Annotated in this window: 13 protein-coding genes; 3 read left to right on the top strand and 10 right to left on the bottom strand. The window is 47.1% G+C overall.

The genetic code is table 11. The features are described from left to right. Together H5647_RS03920 and H5647_RS03915 are read right to left on the bottom strand one after the other, a co-directional pair. Positions 1-624 (bottom strand): hypothetical protein, encoded by a 624-nt coding sequence (locus tag H5647_RS03920; RefSeq protein ID WP_045856474.1) that lies wholly within the window; start codon positions 622-624, stop codon positions 1-3. Positions 625-653: 29 nt separating this feature from the next. Continuing rightward, the gene (locus tag H5647_RS03915; RefSeq protein WP_045856473.1) at positions 654-1,391 is read right to left on the bottom strand and encodes an SURF1 family protein; all 738 of its coding nucleotides are present in this window, start codon (positions 1,389-1,391) and stop codon (positions 654-656) included. A 28-nt stretch (positions 1,392-1,419) separates the two neighbouring features. Here H5647_RS03915 and H5647_RS03910 point away from each other — a divergent pair, with 28 nt between their 5' ends. After that, entirely contained in the window at positions 1,420-1,671 is a 252-nt protein-coding gene (locus H5647_RS03910; RefSeq protein WP_045856472.1) for a DUF2909 domain-containing protein, read from the top strand. Positions 1,672-1,717: 46 nt separating this feature from the next. Here H5647_RS03910 and H5647_RS03905 read toward each other — a convergent pair whose 3' ends face one another. Genes H5647_RS03905 through coxB form a run of 4 tightly spaced genes read right to left on the bottom strand, consistent with a single transcriptional unit; the run spans position 1,718 to position 6,008 of the window. Next, entirely contained in the window at positions 1,718-2,641 is a 924-nt protein-coding gene (locus tag H5647_RS03905; RefSeq protein WP_045856471.1) for a cytochrome c oxidase subunit 3, read from the bottom strand. A 17-nt stretch (positions 2,642-2,658) separates the two neighbouring features. Next, positions 2,659-3,294, bottom strand: coding sequence for a cytochrome c oxidase assembly protein (locus H5647_RS03900; protein ID WP_045856470.1), 636 nt, complete (start codon positions 3,292-3,294; stop codon positions 2,659-2,661). A 10-nt stretch (positions 3,295-3,304) separates the two neighbouring features. Further along, complete coding sequence (gene ctaD, locus H5647_RS03895) at positions 3,305-4,855, bottom strand: cytochrome c oxidase subunit I (RefSeq protein WP_045856469.1); 1,551 nt, start codon at positions 4,853-4,855, stop codon at positions 3,305-3,307. Positions 4,856-4,868: 13 nt separating this feature from the next. Next, positions 4,869-6,008 (bottom strand): cytochrome c oxidase subunit II, encoded by a 1,140-nt coding sequence (gene coxB / locus H5647_RS03890; protein WP_045856468.1) that lies wholly within the window; start codon positions 6,006-6,008, stop codon positions 4,869-4,871. Between the two features lie 298 nt (positions 6,009-6,306). Between coxB and H5647_RS03885 the strand changes: the two genes are divergently transcribed. Both H5647_RS03885 and H5647_RS03880 read left to right on the top strand, forming a co-directional pair. Further along, entirely contained in the window at positions 6,307-7,587 is a 1,281-nt protein-coding gene (locus H5647_RS03885) for an MATE family efflux transporter (protein WP_236074760.1), read from the top strand. Positions 7,588-7,744: 157 nt separating this feature from the next. Further along, on the top strand, positions 7,745-8,422 hold the full coding sequence (locus tag H5647_RS03880; RefSeq protein ID WP_045856467.1) for a hypothetical protein: 678 nt from the start codon (positions 7,745-7,747) through the stop codon (positions 8,420-8,422). 20 nt (positions 8,423-8,442) lie between these two features. On the opposite strand, the gene H5647_RS03875 is transcribed toward H5647_RS03880, so the two are convergent. From H5647_RS03875 to H5647_RS03860, 4 genes are all read right to left on the bottom strand, one after another. Beyond that, the gene (locus H5647_RS03875; protein WP_045856466.1) at positions 8,443-10,494 is read right to left on the bottom strand and encodes a beta-propeller domain-containing protein; all 2,052 of its coding nucleotides are present in this window, start codon (positions 10,492-10,494) and stop codon (positions 8,443-8,445) included. Positions 10,495-10,669: 175 nt separating this feature from the next. Beyond that, complete coding sequence (locus tag H5647_RS03870) at positions 10,670-10,879, bottom strand: cold-shock protein (protein WP_045856465.1); 210 nt, start codon at positions 10,877-10,879, stop codon at positions 10,670-10,672. Between the two features lie 217 nt (positions 10,880-11,096). After that, on the bottom strand, positions 11,097-13,826 hold the full coding sequence (polA, locus tag H5647_RS03865; RefSeq protein ID WP_045856464.1) for a DNA polymerase I: 2,730 nt from the start codon (positions 13,824-13,826) through the stop codon (positions 11,097-11,099). Positions 13,827-13,958: 132 nt separating this feature from the next. Then, positions 13,959-15,095 carry an OmpA family protein gene (locus H5647_RS03860; protein WP_045856463.1) on the bottom strand — a complete coding sequence of 379 codons (1,137 nt, stop codon included), beginning with the start codon at positions 15,093-15,095 and terminating at the stop codon, positions 13,959-13,961. Positions 15,096-15,228: the final 133 nt, after the last annotated feature.

The raw sequence follows: 15,228 nt of genomic DNA, 5'->3' as shown, positions 1-15,228 counted from the left end.
CTATTGGTAATCTATTGAATATTTGAGCGCGCGTTTTATATCCTTAAGGAGTTCGTTACCGTGCTGTTGCTCGGTATAGAACATCATGGCGAATCCTTCCTGATCGAGCAGTAAGTAATACGGCTCGCTAGACATGTCTAACGACTGACCACTTTCAGCAAGCCAATTTACCCACTGGTGTTTTTCGAGGGTTAACATTTTCAAATTCGGGTGTTCAGCTTTAATGCTGTCAAAATATGTTTGACCCTGCTCTCCACCAATATTGACAGCAACCCGCTCCACACGCGCACTTTTTTCAGAAAGGCGTATGTGTACTTGGCGAGTGGTATAAAAGTTTTGTTCGCACGAAGACGAACACACGGCGGGCAGCGGGATGAGTAATCGCCATTTTTTTTCTGTTTTTAATTGCCGAGCAAAATCGCTTTGATCGTCGAGTAAGGTCGATAGATTGACAGCCTTCGGCAGAATGGTACCGGCATTGACGGTGTTATCCGGTACACCAATACCCGTAAAAAACATAATGTAGGCGGCGGCAATAGGCAGTATTGACACGCTCAAAAGCGCTATAAGGGTCAATTTGCCTTTGTTAAATTTGATCTCGTTAGGTTTATCGGACGTTTGCATGAGTTTCTAGCTATTGTTGAAGTTGAAGTTTAGGGTTCTCTGCGTAGCAAAGCTTTCACATTGCTGTTGCTCAGCAACCAAAGAACGATCAAGGCGAGGGCCATTCCAAACCACTGCACGGCATAACCATGATGCTTTTCAGCGCGCATATTAATAGGTTGCCAGCTTACGGCTAGAGCCCCTGCACTGTCTGCATCTAACAATACAATTTTATTGGATAATACTCGATTCAGCTGTGTCGCCATAAAATCTGTATTCACCTCCAGTAGCCGGTACGGCCAAACCTGCTCGGCAAGCTTTGGTGCTTCTATAAACCGTGAGTCGCTCGGTATTTTAAGCGTACCCGTAATGCGTTGGCGGCCTTTAGGTGTTTTGATCACAGGGTTATCGTGACGATACTGCCCTGCCGCAACCCAGCCGCGGTTAATAAGCAAAGCCTTGTCTGTGCCGTGAGACGGCGCTGCTATAAAGGCCATCACTACGTGGTAACCCAATTGACCATCCAACCGCTTATTTTCAATCAGCCAATAATGCGCTGTTTCGAAATGACCCTCCACAAAAATACGGCGATTCAATAAGGTGTCCGTATCGGTGTAGGCCTGAGTTGGCAATGCTTGCTGTAGCTGCCAGCTTTCCTGTAAGGTCTGCTTTTCTTGCGCACGGCTGAGCTGCCAGAATCCAAGGCTCAGCAATACTGGCAGCAACAGTGTCGAAAAGGCTGTTATCTTCCAGTTTATGTGAAATGTGATTTTGCTAGCGCCAGCCATATTTAATTGTTCGAACGGAGATTATTTTATGAGCCTTTTGGCCTTAAAAATAACTATCATAATACTGTTTATTGCCGTTGTCGGCAGCCTGAGTAGTGGCCTAGTTTTTTTAATGAAGGATATGGGCGTAGCGGAATCTAAACGCGCGCTTATTGCCCTAGGCGTGAGGATTATACTCGCAGCCGCCTTGCTATTAACTATCGGCTACGGAATTTACAGCGGTAAATTATCAAATACTGCGCCTTGGGGAAATCATCGCCAGGCGGCTAGCCAAGAATAAAGCAAATAAGGCTGGGCTCCGACAGGAGCCTAGCCTTACGTAGACTTTAGCCAAGAATGTACACAAATAAGAACAAGCCAACCCATACCACATCGACAAAGTGCCAGTACCAGCTTGAGGCTTCGAAACCGAAACAATCAGCGTGACTAAAATGGCCTTTGCTAATTGATCGCAACCATTGCACTAACAACATGAACGTACCCATGGTGACGTGTAAACCGTGAAAACCCGTCAACATAAAGAAGGTGGTACCGTAAACACCCGTTTCGAGCGTTAAGCCCATGTGGTTATACGCGTGAAGATATTCTTCTACTTGTAAAACCAAAAAGATAAAACCCAACGCTACCGTTATACCTAACCAGATGTTGAATTTCTTCTTGTCGTCTTTCTTAAGCGCCGTATGTGCAAAATGAACCGTAAAACTAGAGATTAATAATACGGCGGTGTTCCAGAATGGTAGCCATCCGGCCCAGTTACTAACACCAGGATTACTCATATTTTGGTCAGGGCCATTCACCACGGCAGCAGCACCGTTCGCAGCCATATCGGGAGTGGTCATTAATGGCCAATCAGCCTTAAAGCCGTTCCACAATAATTCGCTGGTAGGGCCTTCGCTCAATAGCGGTAACGACATATTTCGCAGGTACCAAAGGGCACCAAAGAATGCCGAGAAAAACATAACCTCAGAAAAAATAAACCAGCCCATGCCCCAAACATAAGAGCGTTTTACTTGGGCACTGTTAAGGCCTTTCATATTTTCATCAATAACCGACGCAAACCAGTTAAAGAGTACGGCCGACAAGAGAATAAAACCCAGCAGTGATATGAGCGCACCGCTACCGTCTTTATCGGCGGCTACGTCGTTTAGCCAATTCGCCAGACCAAATACAGTCAAAAACAGACCTATAGACGCCAAGATAGGCAACTTGCTCTGCTCGGGAACGTAATAGGTTTCGTGTTGTTGTTCCATGAATTAATACTCCGCTTTTAACGTGCGGTTAAAGTTTGCGAACCGGTTGAATCCGGGTCTTGTTTATTCAAATCTTGTTCACGTAGCTCTAGCGCTTTCTGCGTAACAGCGTCTGGTGACATGTCAGTAACATCAAACAGAGTGTACGAGAGCGTTATGGTGTTAACGCCCTTGGGAAGCTCTTGGTCAACGATAAACTGCAGCCCTAAATCAGCTGTTTCACCTGGCCCGAGTGCTTGCTGATTAAAACAAAAGCATTCGGTCTTAAAAAAGTAATCCGTAGCATTGTGCGGTACCAAACTTGGTACCGCTTGCCCCACCATGATGTTATCGGTTGGGTTATGTGCGATAAAATCTGTTACCACCGCTTGGCCAGGATGTACCGTTAACGAAAAATCTTTAGGTTTGAAACCCCAAGGCATGTTTTCGTTATTGGTTCCCACAAACTGGACGACGACCGTACGCGAGGTATCGATCTCCGCAGAAACGGCGGTGTACTGGCCTTTCGTTTTACCGTTAAGACCAGTGACTTCGCAAAACAATGTGTAGAGAGGAGGCATCACCCAAATCGCAAAAACAAACATACTCACCACCAATGCGACTGATTTAACAATAGTCCTTTTAATGCCGTTGTTGTCGTTACCACTTGCCATGATTATCTCGTTACTTTACTTCAGGCGGCGTCGTAAACGTATGGTATGGAGCAGGCGAAGGAACTGTCCACTCTAAACCGTGCGATCCTTCCCATACTTCAGCCGTGGCTTTCTTGCCACTCACTATGGCGCGAATAATAATGTAGAGGAACAAGACTTGTGCGGCACCAAATAGGAATGCGCCAACAGAAGAGATCATGTTCCAATCCGCCCACAGTGGGTTGTAGTCTGGAATACGACGAGGCATACCGGCCAAACCCGAGAAGTGCATAGGAAAGAATGTAACGTTCAAGCCTATAAACGCTAACCAGAAATGCGTTTTACCTAATGTTTCGTCATACATGTTGCCGCTCCACTTCGGTAGCCAGTAGTACACGGCTGCCGTAATAGAGAAGATTGCACCAGGCACTAGTACGTAGTGGAAGTGCGCTACAACGAAATAAGTATCGTGATACTGGAAATCTGCAGGGGCTATCGCCAGCATCAAGCCAGAGAAACCACCAATGGTAAACAGAATCACAAACGCAATAGAGAACAACATGGGCGTCTCAAAGGTCATAGAACCTTTAAACATTGTTGTCACCCAGTTAAACACTTTTACACCCGTAGGAATCGCAATCAGCATGGTCGCGTACATAAATACGAGTTCGCCGAAAAGCGGCATTCCCACGGTAAACATGTGATGCGCCCACACAATAAAGCTTAAAAATGCAATGGAGGCTGTCGCGTATACCATGGAGCTATAGCCAAACAACGGCTTGCGCGCGAACGTCGGAATAATAGCTGAGACCACACCAAAGGCTGGCAAGATCATGATGTACACTTCTGGGTGACCGAAGAACCAGAACACATGCTGGAACAATACGGGGTCACCACCACCGGCTGCATCGAAGAAGCTAGTACCGAAGTGAATATCCATCAACATCATTGTTACAACGCCTGCTAATACGGGCATAACAGCAATTAACAAGTAAGCGGTGATCAACCACGTCCATACAAACAATGGCATCTTCATCAATGTCATGCCCGGAGCACGCATATTGAGGATTGTCGCAATAATGTTGATAGCGCCCATGATGGAGCTCGCACCCATAATATGCACAGCGAAAATAAAGAAGGTAACAGACGCAGGAGCATAAGTGGTGGAAAGTGGTGCGTAGAACGTCCAACCGAAGTTAGGTGCACCGCCTTCCATGAACAGGGTGGAAGCCAACATGGAAAATGCGAAGGGCAAAATCCAAAAGCTCCAGTTGTTCATTCGCGGTAAAGCCATATCGGGGGCACCAATCATCATTGGTATCATCCAGTTAGCTAAGCCCACAAAAGCAGGCATTACCGCGCCGAAGACCATAACCAGACCGTGCATAGTGGTCATCTGATTAAAGAAATTCGGCTCAACGATCTGTAAGCCCGGCTGAAATAATTCAGCACGTACTACCAGAGCAAAAATACCGCCAAGAAAAAACATGGCGAACGAAAACCATAGGTACATGCTACCTATGTCTTTGTGGTTGGTTGTGTACAACCAACGCGTGATACCTTTAGCAGGACCATGTGCCATAGTGTCGACCCCCTTATTGGCCTTGCTTGAAATTCACAACGTCTATTGGCTGGACAGTATCGCCCATATTGTTGCCAAAAGCGTTACGCTGGAAAGTAATAACCGCCGCAGATTCAACGGGTGTAAGTTGCTCTGCAAAAGCTTGCATCGCTGTACCCGAAACACCGTTAAGTACGACATCTAAGTGCCCACTCAATTCGCCCATTGCAACAGTACTGCCTGCTATAGCGGGGAATAAACCAGGAACACCTTCACCTTGAACTTGGTGACATGCCGCACAACGTTCGTTGTAAACGACTTCACCTTGAGCGTAAAGCTCATCAAAGGTCAGTGTTTGCTTGGCTGCTTCAGCTATCGCTAATGCAGCTTTACGCTTTTTGGCCAACCACGCATCGTATTCCGCTTGCGGAACCGCATGGACTTCAATTGGCATAAAACCGTGATCTTTACCGCAGAGTTCTGCACATTGGCCACGGTATACACCGGGCTTATCTACAAGTGTCCACGCTTCGTTAACATAACCAGGAATCGCATCACGCTTAACCGCCAAATCGGGCACCCACCAACTGTGGATAACATCCGCGGCCGTCACAAGAAAACGGACCTTTTTGCCAACAGGAATAAGCATGGGCTCATCCACTTCCAGCAAGTAGTTTGCCGTCTTGGCTTCGCCATTACGAATTTGGTCGACAGAGTCTTTCTTCAGATTGGAGAAAAAGCTAACATCTTGGCCAAGATATTCGTATTTCCACTTCCACTGATAACCCGTTATCAACACGTCGACATCAGCATTATCGGTATCGTAAATTTTCTTCAGGGTACTTGTGGCAGGAAAAGCCATAATCACAAGTATAATGAAGGGGATAACCGTCCAAATAATTTCCAACGTTGTACTCTCGTGGAAATTCGAGGCTTTAGCGCCGCGGGACTTACGGTGTGCAAACATGGAGTAGAACATTACTCCAAACACTACAACACCAATGGCGACGCACCACCAAAAAATCGTCATGTGCAGGCCGTAAACTTCCTGACTGACAGAGGTAACGCCTTCGGTCATATTGAGCTGCCATTCGCTAGCACCAACTGCAGTAGGTAATACCGCAGCAACGAAAGCCAATAGCAGAGCGAGCGACCGCTGGGAAAAACTTAACATCGCCCCATCTCCGTTTTAATTTTATTAATGTACAGTTTTATTGTTAACTCTTGCGCCAAATCAACGTAAAAACGCACGCATAAGGTGCGGCCATTTACCGCAGGCGGCGATTATAACGGCACCACGTGTCAGAAAGTAAGTGTACATCCACTTTCGTCTAAGGATTTTTTTCTTAAACGACCACTCATTCGGTATTGCGTACTCGCTAAGTGAGCCAGACATTAGCCCAATAAAGCATACAAAAACCATTTATTTCAAAGGGTTACCTCACAAGCAAGCCTTTAACATGGCGTGGCCGATGATAATCAGTAATATTTCAGCCCCGTTGATGGGTATAGCTGATACGGCGATGCTCGGCCACCTCGATAGCGCTCTTTACCTTGGAGCAGTAGCGATTGGGTCGAACATTCTGGCTTTGCTGCTTTGGATGTTCGCCTTTTTACGTATGGGTACTACCGGTTTTGTGGGCCGAGCCGTTGGCGCTGGTGACAGCGTTGAATTAATGCACCAACTGGGGCAAACAATTGCACTTGCGCTACTTTGTGGCCTTTTTATGATACTTACTCAGTGGATCACTATACCGCTGGTGATACACCTAATGAACCCGCCACCTGAGATGGCGGAATTGGCCAGTCGATATTGCCACATCCGTATAACAGCAGCCCCAGCAGCCTTTCTTACTTTTGTCATTATTGGGCTGTTAATCGGTTTGCAAAATGCCCGCCTTCCACTGGTGATTACCGTGGTTGCAAACGGGCTAAACGTTGCGCTCGATTATCTTTTTATCGTGGTTTATAACTGGAATAGCGAAGGCGCGGCCTACGCTAGCTTGATCGCGGAAATATTAGGCGCTATTTTGGCAGTTTGGCTGGGCTTTCGGGCTTTACACCATCACTTTGGTGCGGCACTGCGTTGGCCACCATTCGCCCATCTCTTCAATGTCAGTCGTTGGGCGTTATTAATGCGGCTTAACGGTGACCTTTTCGTTCGCACCGCATTGCTGCTTTTAGTATTCAATTTTTTCATTGCCCAGAGCGCTCAGCTTGGCCCAACGCTGCTCGCCGCCAACGCTATCCTCATACAGTTGGTACTTTTTCAATCCTTTGGCCTGGACGGATACGCCCACGCAGCGGAAGCAATGGGCGCTAAAGCACTTGGCAGCGGCAGCCAGTCCAATTTCATGAAGGCCTGTGCCGCCAGTGTTTCAGCCGGTGCGGCCTTAGCCTTTTGTATCGTGTTTTTTTTCACTGCATGCAAAGCCACAATCATTACACTGTTTACCGATATTGAGCCCGTCGCCCAGGCCGTAAGCGTGCATTTTTATTGGTTACTGCTGTTTCCCGTTGTAAGTATTTGGACCTATATTCTCGACGGAATTTTTATTGGGGCAGGCAAAACTCGCATCATGCTTAAAACAATGTGTATTTCGGTATTTTTCGGTTTTTTACCGCTTTGGTGGCTATCGACCACTTGGGGGAACCACGGATTGTGGATGAGTTTCGTTATATTTAACGCGATCCGAGGAGCAACATTGGGTAGAGCCTTCTATACTCTGACTGCGAGGCATAAATGGTTTTAGAGTGGTAGCCGTGCCCTTGAAGAACACTGTTCGACGAGTGAGCCTTAGCAGTATCAACGCCGTTTGCTATACATATTTTTACGACCTGCTGCGGTCGTCACTGCTACAGTAAGTAGTCATCCCATTCATTTAACCTTTTGTGTCAGTCTTTTCTTTTATGACCGAGCCTAGAATTGTGTACATCCGAGAATCCATAGCAGAAGCGCATCGGATAGAGGCCAAGAATCATAGGTTGAGAGATTTCTTGGAAACAAAGCTGCCGGAGCTGCATAGTGCCATCACCCTGCCCAATGGCAACGGGCTAGATGCTCTGTTGCAATTTGTTACCCATTACATTGAGCATGTGCCCGACTTTATAGAGGCGCTTTACGAATTAACGAAATCGGCGGGCGTTTACAAATACGCTAAAACGTTTCTAACCATCGCCGAAGATTACTTCTTCGAACCTCCCGAATTATTGCAAGGGCGAGACGGCCTTTTGGCCTTAGTAGACGAAGCTTACTTGGCTCATAGGCTCATCGAAGAGGTTAATGATCGTGTGATGATGGCCAGCGGTTTACCTCTCGCGCCTATGGATATGACCTTATCGAATATTGTTGTACACGATATATTAGGGGACGAGTTCGCTAACCAGTTAGATCTTGCCGTTCACTACTCAATCGAGTCACTCTTTGAAACAGACAGTTTTTTCCGTAACGCCCATTTTGAAGATTATTTGCGCCATCACAACAATAACAACTGGCAGCATGCCATCGAAAGATGGCCTTGTCTCGCAGGAGACTCCGCCATATCACTCAAGCTAAAACAGCACCCGCAAAGTAACCTCATACACTAGTCGGCTCTTTAACCCTCCGGTTAATGAGGGCCCGAGATAGTATTAAGGTTTGACCAACGCGCCCCCCATACGTCGGGTGCTTCTACATAGAAAATCGCATCTCCATGCAAAATACCACGCCCGAACACGCTGTAATTGAACCACTCACGTTCATCAACATCCGGTTTTTGAACGGTACCGTGTACGTGCATTTCTGGCGATTCGCCGGCGAGACCGTCTATTTCAAGCAGCACCAATGCCCGCGTGTAATCATTTGCAACCGTCAACACCTCTAGGTTTGGATCAGCCCCATTGTCTGTAGACGCCAGTGTAGCGGGAAAGGTTATGCGCACATTGCCATCTTCTGTTCGCAGAAAGTTGAACGCTCGATGATCGTAAAGCGCATCACTCCACGATGCATTTCCGCCCAATACAATTTCGGACACTACTTGAGGGTTGTCCAATTGCCGCACATCAAAGAGGGCCGCTTTCAACCCCTGCTCCCGACCGTTTTCATCGGCCTCTCGACCAAAGCCAAACATATACCCTTCTGAGAAAGGATGCAGGTAGGTGGAGAAACCCGGTAGCTCTACGGCTCCAGCTATTATGGGTTCAAGGGGGTTAGAGAGGTCCAATACATATAGAGGATCTGTACGACGAAACGTTACGATGTAGGCTTGTTCGCCAAAAAATCGCACGGCAAACACCTCCTCTCCAGGGTGTCCTATAGGTGCCGGTAACCCGTCATTTGGCAGCTGCGCCACGATCTCAAGGGTTTGTTCAGATTCGTGCTGCTCAAGCACCCAAAGACGGTGATCGGGTTCACCACTCTCATTCTGAGCGCTAGACAGTACGCGTAGGAACCCTTCATTTTCATCCATTCTAAACGACGGGCTACTCCAGCCTAAATGCCCCGGAACTGCGCCCGTTGCACTGTAGGTTACGCCGCTTTCGCCCACATTTAATTTATGCAAAACGGTAAAGCTCTCCACCCAATTCCTATCGTACACCGATGCACTTAAATAAATGGCGTCTGTCGAACTGTAGACACCCGTTACTGGGCTCGCAATACAAACGACGTCCGCTAGGGCGCTAGCGGTTAGGTCAATCGCTATCACGTAGTGAAGGTTCGAATAACCAGCATTACTACTTTGTTCATTGCCCACCAAACAAGCGCCCGAATCGTGGAGCATTTGAGGCTCTTCGCCATTAATGCTATAGGTAGGAATGAGGGATTCAACGCTTATGTCCGCCAAAGCGGCTTCTGTTGTGTCTTCATCAGGCGATTCTAACAGCGTTCGGCCTAACACCCCGTTATGAGGCCTATAACTGCTCACCACATACAGTGTATTACCCATTTTACGACTGGTATGCACCTGGCCGTCTATCTCGACACCCCACCCATAAGTTGGCATAGCAGGGTTGCCTAGGTCGTACACATCAACATTGAAACTGTGATTAGTAGCGAGATAATCGTTCGGGGGGAAGGCGTCAATTGATGCAAAATCAACAACACCGCCACTACTTAACACAACCAAAGCCTCCGCCGCCGCGCCCTGTTGGAGATAGAGTTCGACCTGCTCATAAGAACCCGCTTGTGGTAACGGAATATGACTCACTTCAACCGCACTCGCACGTTCGGGTTCCGTTTGCAGCACACGTATTCGGTGCTCTCCGTCACCATCCATCTGGTTTTCCGGCCATGCATGTACGTATAAATAGTGGCCGTCGTATTTTACATAATCGGCTTCTGCTACACCGCTCACTTGTACATTCGTTTCTGAAAAATTCGTTAAACTTGGCTGTGCAACAGAGAGCGCATTCTCAACCGCGTTGGCTGATGATTGTACGGCAAGGTCCTCGGTAAATTGTCGTGAACCGGAGACACCCATTCTGGCGCCATTTTTTAACAACCGCTCTAAGCGTTCACCGTTGGCATAATGGAGTACTTCTGCGGAGGGGGGAGGAACAAATAAATTCTGATACGGTACGACAGTAATATTAGGATCTGGATCGGTTGGCAGTGTTTGAGTATTGCTCCCGCCACAGGCGCAAAGTAAACCTGACATTATTAGGATAAGCCAATATTTCATGATGATTCTCCTCACGCACCATTACGTAACCATTGCCAATATTCGCTTAGTTTATACCGGCTCACAACAGGGCTCTGTTGCGAAAGTGTAGTGGGTTGTAAAAAGCTGTAACCAGAAACGAAAAAGGCAAGCCCGATGGCTTGCCTTTTGAAATAGCTTGCTAGAGAGCTAGTTGTTATACAACAACGATATTCTCTGCTTGTGGGCCTTTCTGACCGCTAGTAACAGTAAACTGTACTTTTTGGCCTTCAGCGAGGGTTTTGAAACCCGAACCAGAAATAGCACTGAAGTGAGCGAACACATCAGGGCCAGACTCTTGCTCAATAAAACCAAAACCTTTTGATTCGTTGAACCACTTAACGGTTCCGGTAACGACGTCAGACATAGTAACTTCCTAAATATAAAATAAAAATTTGACCACCAAGGATGGTCTGGGGAAGCAGGAAATAAGGCCGGTACTTACAAACTTCAGGTCGAGATTAAAAAATTTCGGGTCGAGAAAATAAATAGAACGCTTGCTTTCTTGCTGAATGGGCAGTCTATAGAGCTTTGATTGAAAGTCAATCAGTATTGCCTCGCTATTCCTACAAAATTAAGACTTATTAGTGAGCCTCATCCCAATTATTCCCGATTCCCGCTTCTACCAATAGCGGTACCGACAGTTCGACCGCTTCGGCCATAATTTTGCACAGCATTTCTGATACTTCCGTTACAACTTCCTCTTTAACCTCTAATACTAATTCGTCATGCACCTGCATTATCATCTGGGCGTCTATATTCTCTTTTTCCAGCCACGCGTCCACATCAATCATCGCACGCTTAATAATGTCAGCTGCCGTGCCTTGCATAGGTGCATTAATTGCTGTGCGTTCAGCCGCTTGCCGCCGCTGACCATTACTCGCATTAATTTCCGGCAAATATAGCCGTCTGCCTAATAAGGTTTCAACATAACCTTTTTCAGAAGCGCTGCTGCGTATACTGTCCATATAAGTGGCAACACCGGGATAGCGTTCAAAATACGTATCAATATATTGCTGCGCATCGTAGCGGCCAATGTGCAATTGTTTTGCCAAACCGAACGCACTCATGCCATAAATTAAACCAAAATTAATCGCTTTAGCGCTTCTGCGCTGCTCAACGGTTACGTCCTCTAATGACACACCAAACACTTCTGCAGCTGTGGCTTTATGCACATCTAAGCCTTTTGCAAAGGCATCCTGTAAACCTTTGTCCTCCGATAAATGCGCCATAATCCGCAGCTCGATTTGCGAATAATCCGCAGCCAGAATTTTATAACCTGTAGGCGCGATAAATGCTTGGCGAATACGTCGGCCCGCTTCCGTACGAATAGGAATATTTTGTAAGTTAGGATCGCTAGAGGATAGTCGCCCGGTTGCCGTGACCGCTTGATGGTAAGACGTATGCACCCGACCGGTACGTGGGTTTACCATTATCGGTAGCTTATCGGTGTAGGTACTTTTTAATTTGGCGAGCCCACGGTACTCCATAAGTAATTTGGGCAGCGGGTAATCCAACGCCAATTCTTGTAACACTTCTTCCGCTGTTGAAGGGGCGCCTTTTGGCGTTTTTTTCAACACGGGCAGATTCAATTTTTCAAATAAAATTGCGCCGAGCTGTTTAGGAGAACTTAAATTAAATTCTTCTCCTGCTAATTCAAAGGCTTCGCGCTGAAGCTTTTCCATGGTCTGTCCATGCTCATGACTTTGCTGGCCCAAGGCCATTATGTCGATAAGTGCTCCATTACGTTCTACTTTCGATAAAATCGGCACCAGCGGAATTTCGATATCGTTAAATACATGCTGCAAACCAGATTCTTTTTCTAATTGTGGCCAAATTTTATTATGCAACCGCAATGTTATATCAGCATCCTCAGCGGCGTAAGGGCCGGCCTCTTCCAATGGTATTTGGTTGAAGGTTAATTGTTTTGCACCTTTGCCTGCGACATCTTCAAAATGAATGGTGCCATGATTCAAATACGTCATTGCCAATGTGTCCATATCGTGGCGATTGGACGTGCTATTAAACACATAGGATTCCAACATAGTATCGAAGGCAATTCCTTTCATGTGAATATCGTAGTTCGCCAACACACTCGAATCGTATTTGAGATTTTGCCCTACTTTTTTAAGCTCGCTATTTTCAAGTAACGGCTTGAGCGAATGTAATACCTGTTCACGGGTTAACTGGTCTGGGGCGCCGAGATAATCATGCGCCACGGGCACGTAGGCAGCTTTGCCCGCTTCTATGGCAAAGCTAACCCCTACGATCTCTGCCTCCATGTAATTAAGGCTGGTGGTTTCGGTATCGAAGGCAAACAATGTAGAGCCGCTTAACAGCATAAGCCATTCATTAAAGCGCGACTCCGTAAGAACTGTCTCATAGGTGGTTTCAATAGCGGGTTCTACTGCCGCTGGAGCCACCGGCGAATGACTGCCACGATTAATATCGTTAATCCAACCCTTAAATTCTAATTCCGTAAACCATTTTGTCAGTGTCTCGCCATCAATTTCAGTAGGCGTCAGCGCTTCAATAGGTTGTTCTAGTGCAACATCTGTTTTAATGGTCGCAAGTTTATACGATAGGTACGCTGCGTCCTTGTTAGCCTCCAATTTTACGGCCATGGTTTTTGCGCCACGAAAACTCAAGCTCGCAATGTCGTCCAGGTGACTATAGATATCATCAATTCCGCCCAAACCCTGCAATAAAGCTAATGCGGTTTTTTCGCCAACGCCCGGCACACCTGGAATATTGTCGACTTTATCGCCCATCAAGGCTAAGTAATCGATAATGAGGTTCGGCGGAATGCCAAACTTTTCCGTAACACCGGCAATATCCATCACCGTTTCCGTCATTGTATTAACCAACGTCACATGCTCATTGACTAGTTGAGCCATATCTTTATCGCCCGTCGAGACGACTACAGGCAAGCCCTTTTCTGTGGCTTCGCGTGCGAGCGTGCCAATAACATCATCGGCCTCTACACCATCAATAATGATTAACGGCAAACCCATTGCCCGAATGATGGCATGCAAAGGCTCTACCTGCAGACGCAGGTCATCCGGCATAGGCGGCCTATTCGCTTTGTATTCACTGTATATCTCGTCGCGAAAGGTTTTACCTTTCGCATCAAAAATTACCGCTATTGGGCTCTCGGGGTAATCTTTTTCTAAGCGTTTTAACATGGCGACTACGCCGCGAATGGCCCCCGTAGGAAAACCTTCTGCGTTGCGCAAATCCGCTTTGTACATGGCATGGAATGCACGGTAAAGGTACGAGGAGCCATCAACCAATAGCAGGGGCTTGGTAGTCATAGAATGTGTATCCGGAGTGTTATCGTTCGCGAGGAGGGGATTCTAGCGAATTTGCGGAGGAATAGCTGGCCGAAAGGCAATTAATTAGGGCGTACTGTGCGTACGCCCTTGTTCACTCACGATTTGATGTTGTTATTTTAGCTCCATACTTTTCGCTACAGCAGCCACTTTGGCAACAACGCGACGATTCGCCTCACGACCAGCGCGTGTCGACTCGTCAGCTATGGGACGCTCTTCGCCGTAACCCTTTGCACTGACTCTGCCTGCTGGTACGTTCATGCGATTGACCAGCACAGCCGCAACCGCATTCGCTCGTCGCTGCGAGAGCGCCTTATTATAGGTGGCCGCTCCACTGGTGTCCGTATGTCCTTCAATTACCACACTAGTACCTTCGTACTGCGCGAGAAAATCTGCGACGCGCTGAATTTCAGCAAAATATTCCGCTTTAACGACATCGCTATTCGAGTCGAAATTCACCTTAAGATCAATGGCCACGGTTTCACTAAGCTGCATTGGACAACCCTTTACATCGACCTTTAATCGACTACCGGTATCGGGGCAGTTGTCGAGATGATCGAACACGCCATCACCGTCACTATCTAGCGGGCAACCTTGTGCATTCACCCGCACACCGGCAGGTGTCGCAGTACAGCGATCAGACGTATCAACAACACCATCTCCGTCGGTATCGGCCGGCGCTTTTGCTCTTACCGGAGCCGGTGCAGGAGTCGAACCTCCTCCCCAGACGTACGCTAGGGTTAGACCTAATGTCGTAAAATCTTCGTCAATTTCAGTGTTCATAAAATAGTTGATCGATGGCCGCACCACCCAATGTTCATTGACAAACCATTTTAGGCCCGCACCTATATTTGTAGAGGTAGTGGTCGCACTATAACCAACATCGCTAACCTCAAAATCACCTTGGCCCCACCCTAATGAAAGGTAAGGCTGCAGTGTTTCGGTCTGATTAAAATGATACAAGCCACTAAGGTAGTACTGGCTTAAGTCAAAGCCTAAATCAGTAGGGTCCGTTTCTGTCGCTAGCTTATCCCATACCAATTCCAATCCCCAATGCTCATCAAAGCGCAGGCCACCATAACCCCGGAAGCCCACATCGTCTGCCACATTAAAGTCGTCTTCAAACATAAAATAGTTAATACCAGCACCCACCTCGTACTCAGTATCACTGTTTGCTGCTGTAGAACCCACTAATACCGCTACGGCAGATATCGCCATTAGGAGCCTATTGGGAGTATGAATAATGGTCATAAATCGTTCCTTTTTTTATTGGGTTAACTCTGGGTGCCTTATGTTGGCCAAGCAGCCTGTTACGCACTTGCCCAGTGACGCACTTGCCCAGTGACGCACTTGCCCAGTGACGCACTTAGTTAGTCAATAATAG

This window comes from Teredinibacter purpureus, from assembly GCF_014217335.1.
GTDB classification, from domain to species: domain Bacteria; phylum Pseudomonadota; class Gammaproteobacteria; order Pseudomonadales; family Cellvibrionaceae; genus Teredinibacter; species Teredinibacter purpureus.
The sequence above is the reverse complement of the archived record's forward strand: the minus strand, read 5'-3'. Positions and strand labels throughout refer to the sequence as shown.

Excerpts from the sequence above, each read along its gene's own strand:
- H5647_RS03920 (WP_045856474.1), bottom strand. The coding sequence starts at position 624 with ATGCAAACGTCCGATAAACCTAACGAGATCAAATTTAACAAAGGCAAA.
- H5647_RS03915 (WP_045856473.1), bottom strand. The coding sequence starts at position 1,391 with ATGGCTGGCGCTAGCAAAATCACATTTCACATAAACTGGAAGATAACA.
- H5647_RS03910 (WP_045856472.1), top strand. The coding sequence starts at position 1,420 with ATGAGCCTTTTGGCCTTAAAAATAACTATCATAATACTGTTTATTGCC.
- H5647_RS03905 (WP_045856471.1), bottom strand. The coding sequence starts at position 2,641 with ATGGAACAACAACACGAAACCTATTACGTTCCCGAGCAGAGCAAGTTG.
- H5647_RS03900 (WP_045856470.1), bottom strand. The coding sequence starts at position 3,294 with ATGGCAAGTGGTAACGACAACAACGGCATTAAAAGGACTATTGTTAAA.
- ctaD (WP_045856469.1), bottom strand. The coding sequence starts at position 4,855 with ATGGCACATGGTCCTGCTAAAGGTATCACGCGTTGGTTGTACACAACC.
- coxB (WP_045856468.1), bottom strand. The coding sequence starts at position 6,008 with ATGTTAAGTTTTTCCCAGCGGTCGCTCGCTCTGCTATTGGCTTTCGTT.
- H5647_RS03885 (WP_236074760.1), top strand. The coding sequence starts at position 6,307 with ATGATAATCAGTAATATTTCAGCCCCGTTGATGGGTATAGCTGATACG.
- H5647_RS03880 (WP_045856467.1), top strand. The coding sequence starts at position 7,745 with ATGACCGAGCCTAGAATTGTGTACATCCGAGAATCCATAGCAGAAGCG.
- H5647_RS03875 (WP_045856466.1), bottom strand. The coding sequence starts at position 10,494 with ATGAAATATTGGCTTATCCTAATAATGTCAGGTTTACTTTGCGCCTGT.
- H5647_RS03870 (WP_045856465.1), bottom strand. The coding sequence starts at position 10,879 with ATGTCTGACGTCGTTACCGGAACCGTTAAGTGGTTCAACGAATCAAAA.
- polA (WP_045856464.1), bottom strand. The coding sequence starts at position 13,826 with ATGACTACCAAGCCCCTGCTATTGGTTGATGGCTCCTCGTACCTTTAC.
- H5647_RS03860 (WP_045856463.1), bottom strand. The coding sequence starts at position 15,095 with ATGACCATTATTCATACTCCCAATAGGCTCCTAATGGCGATATCTGCC.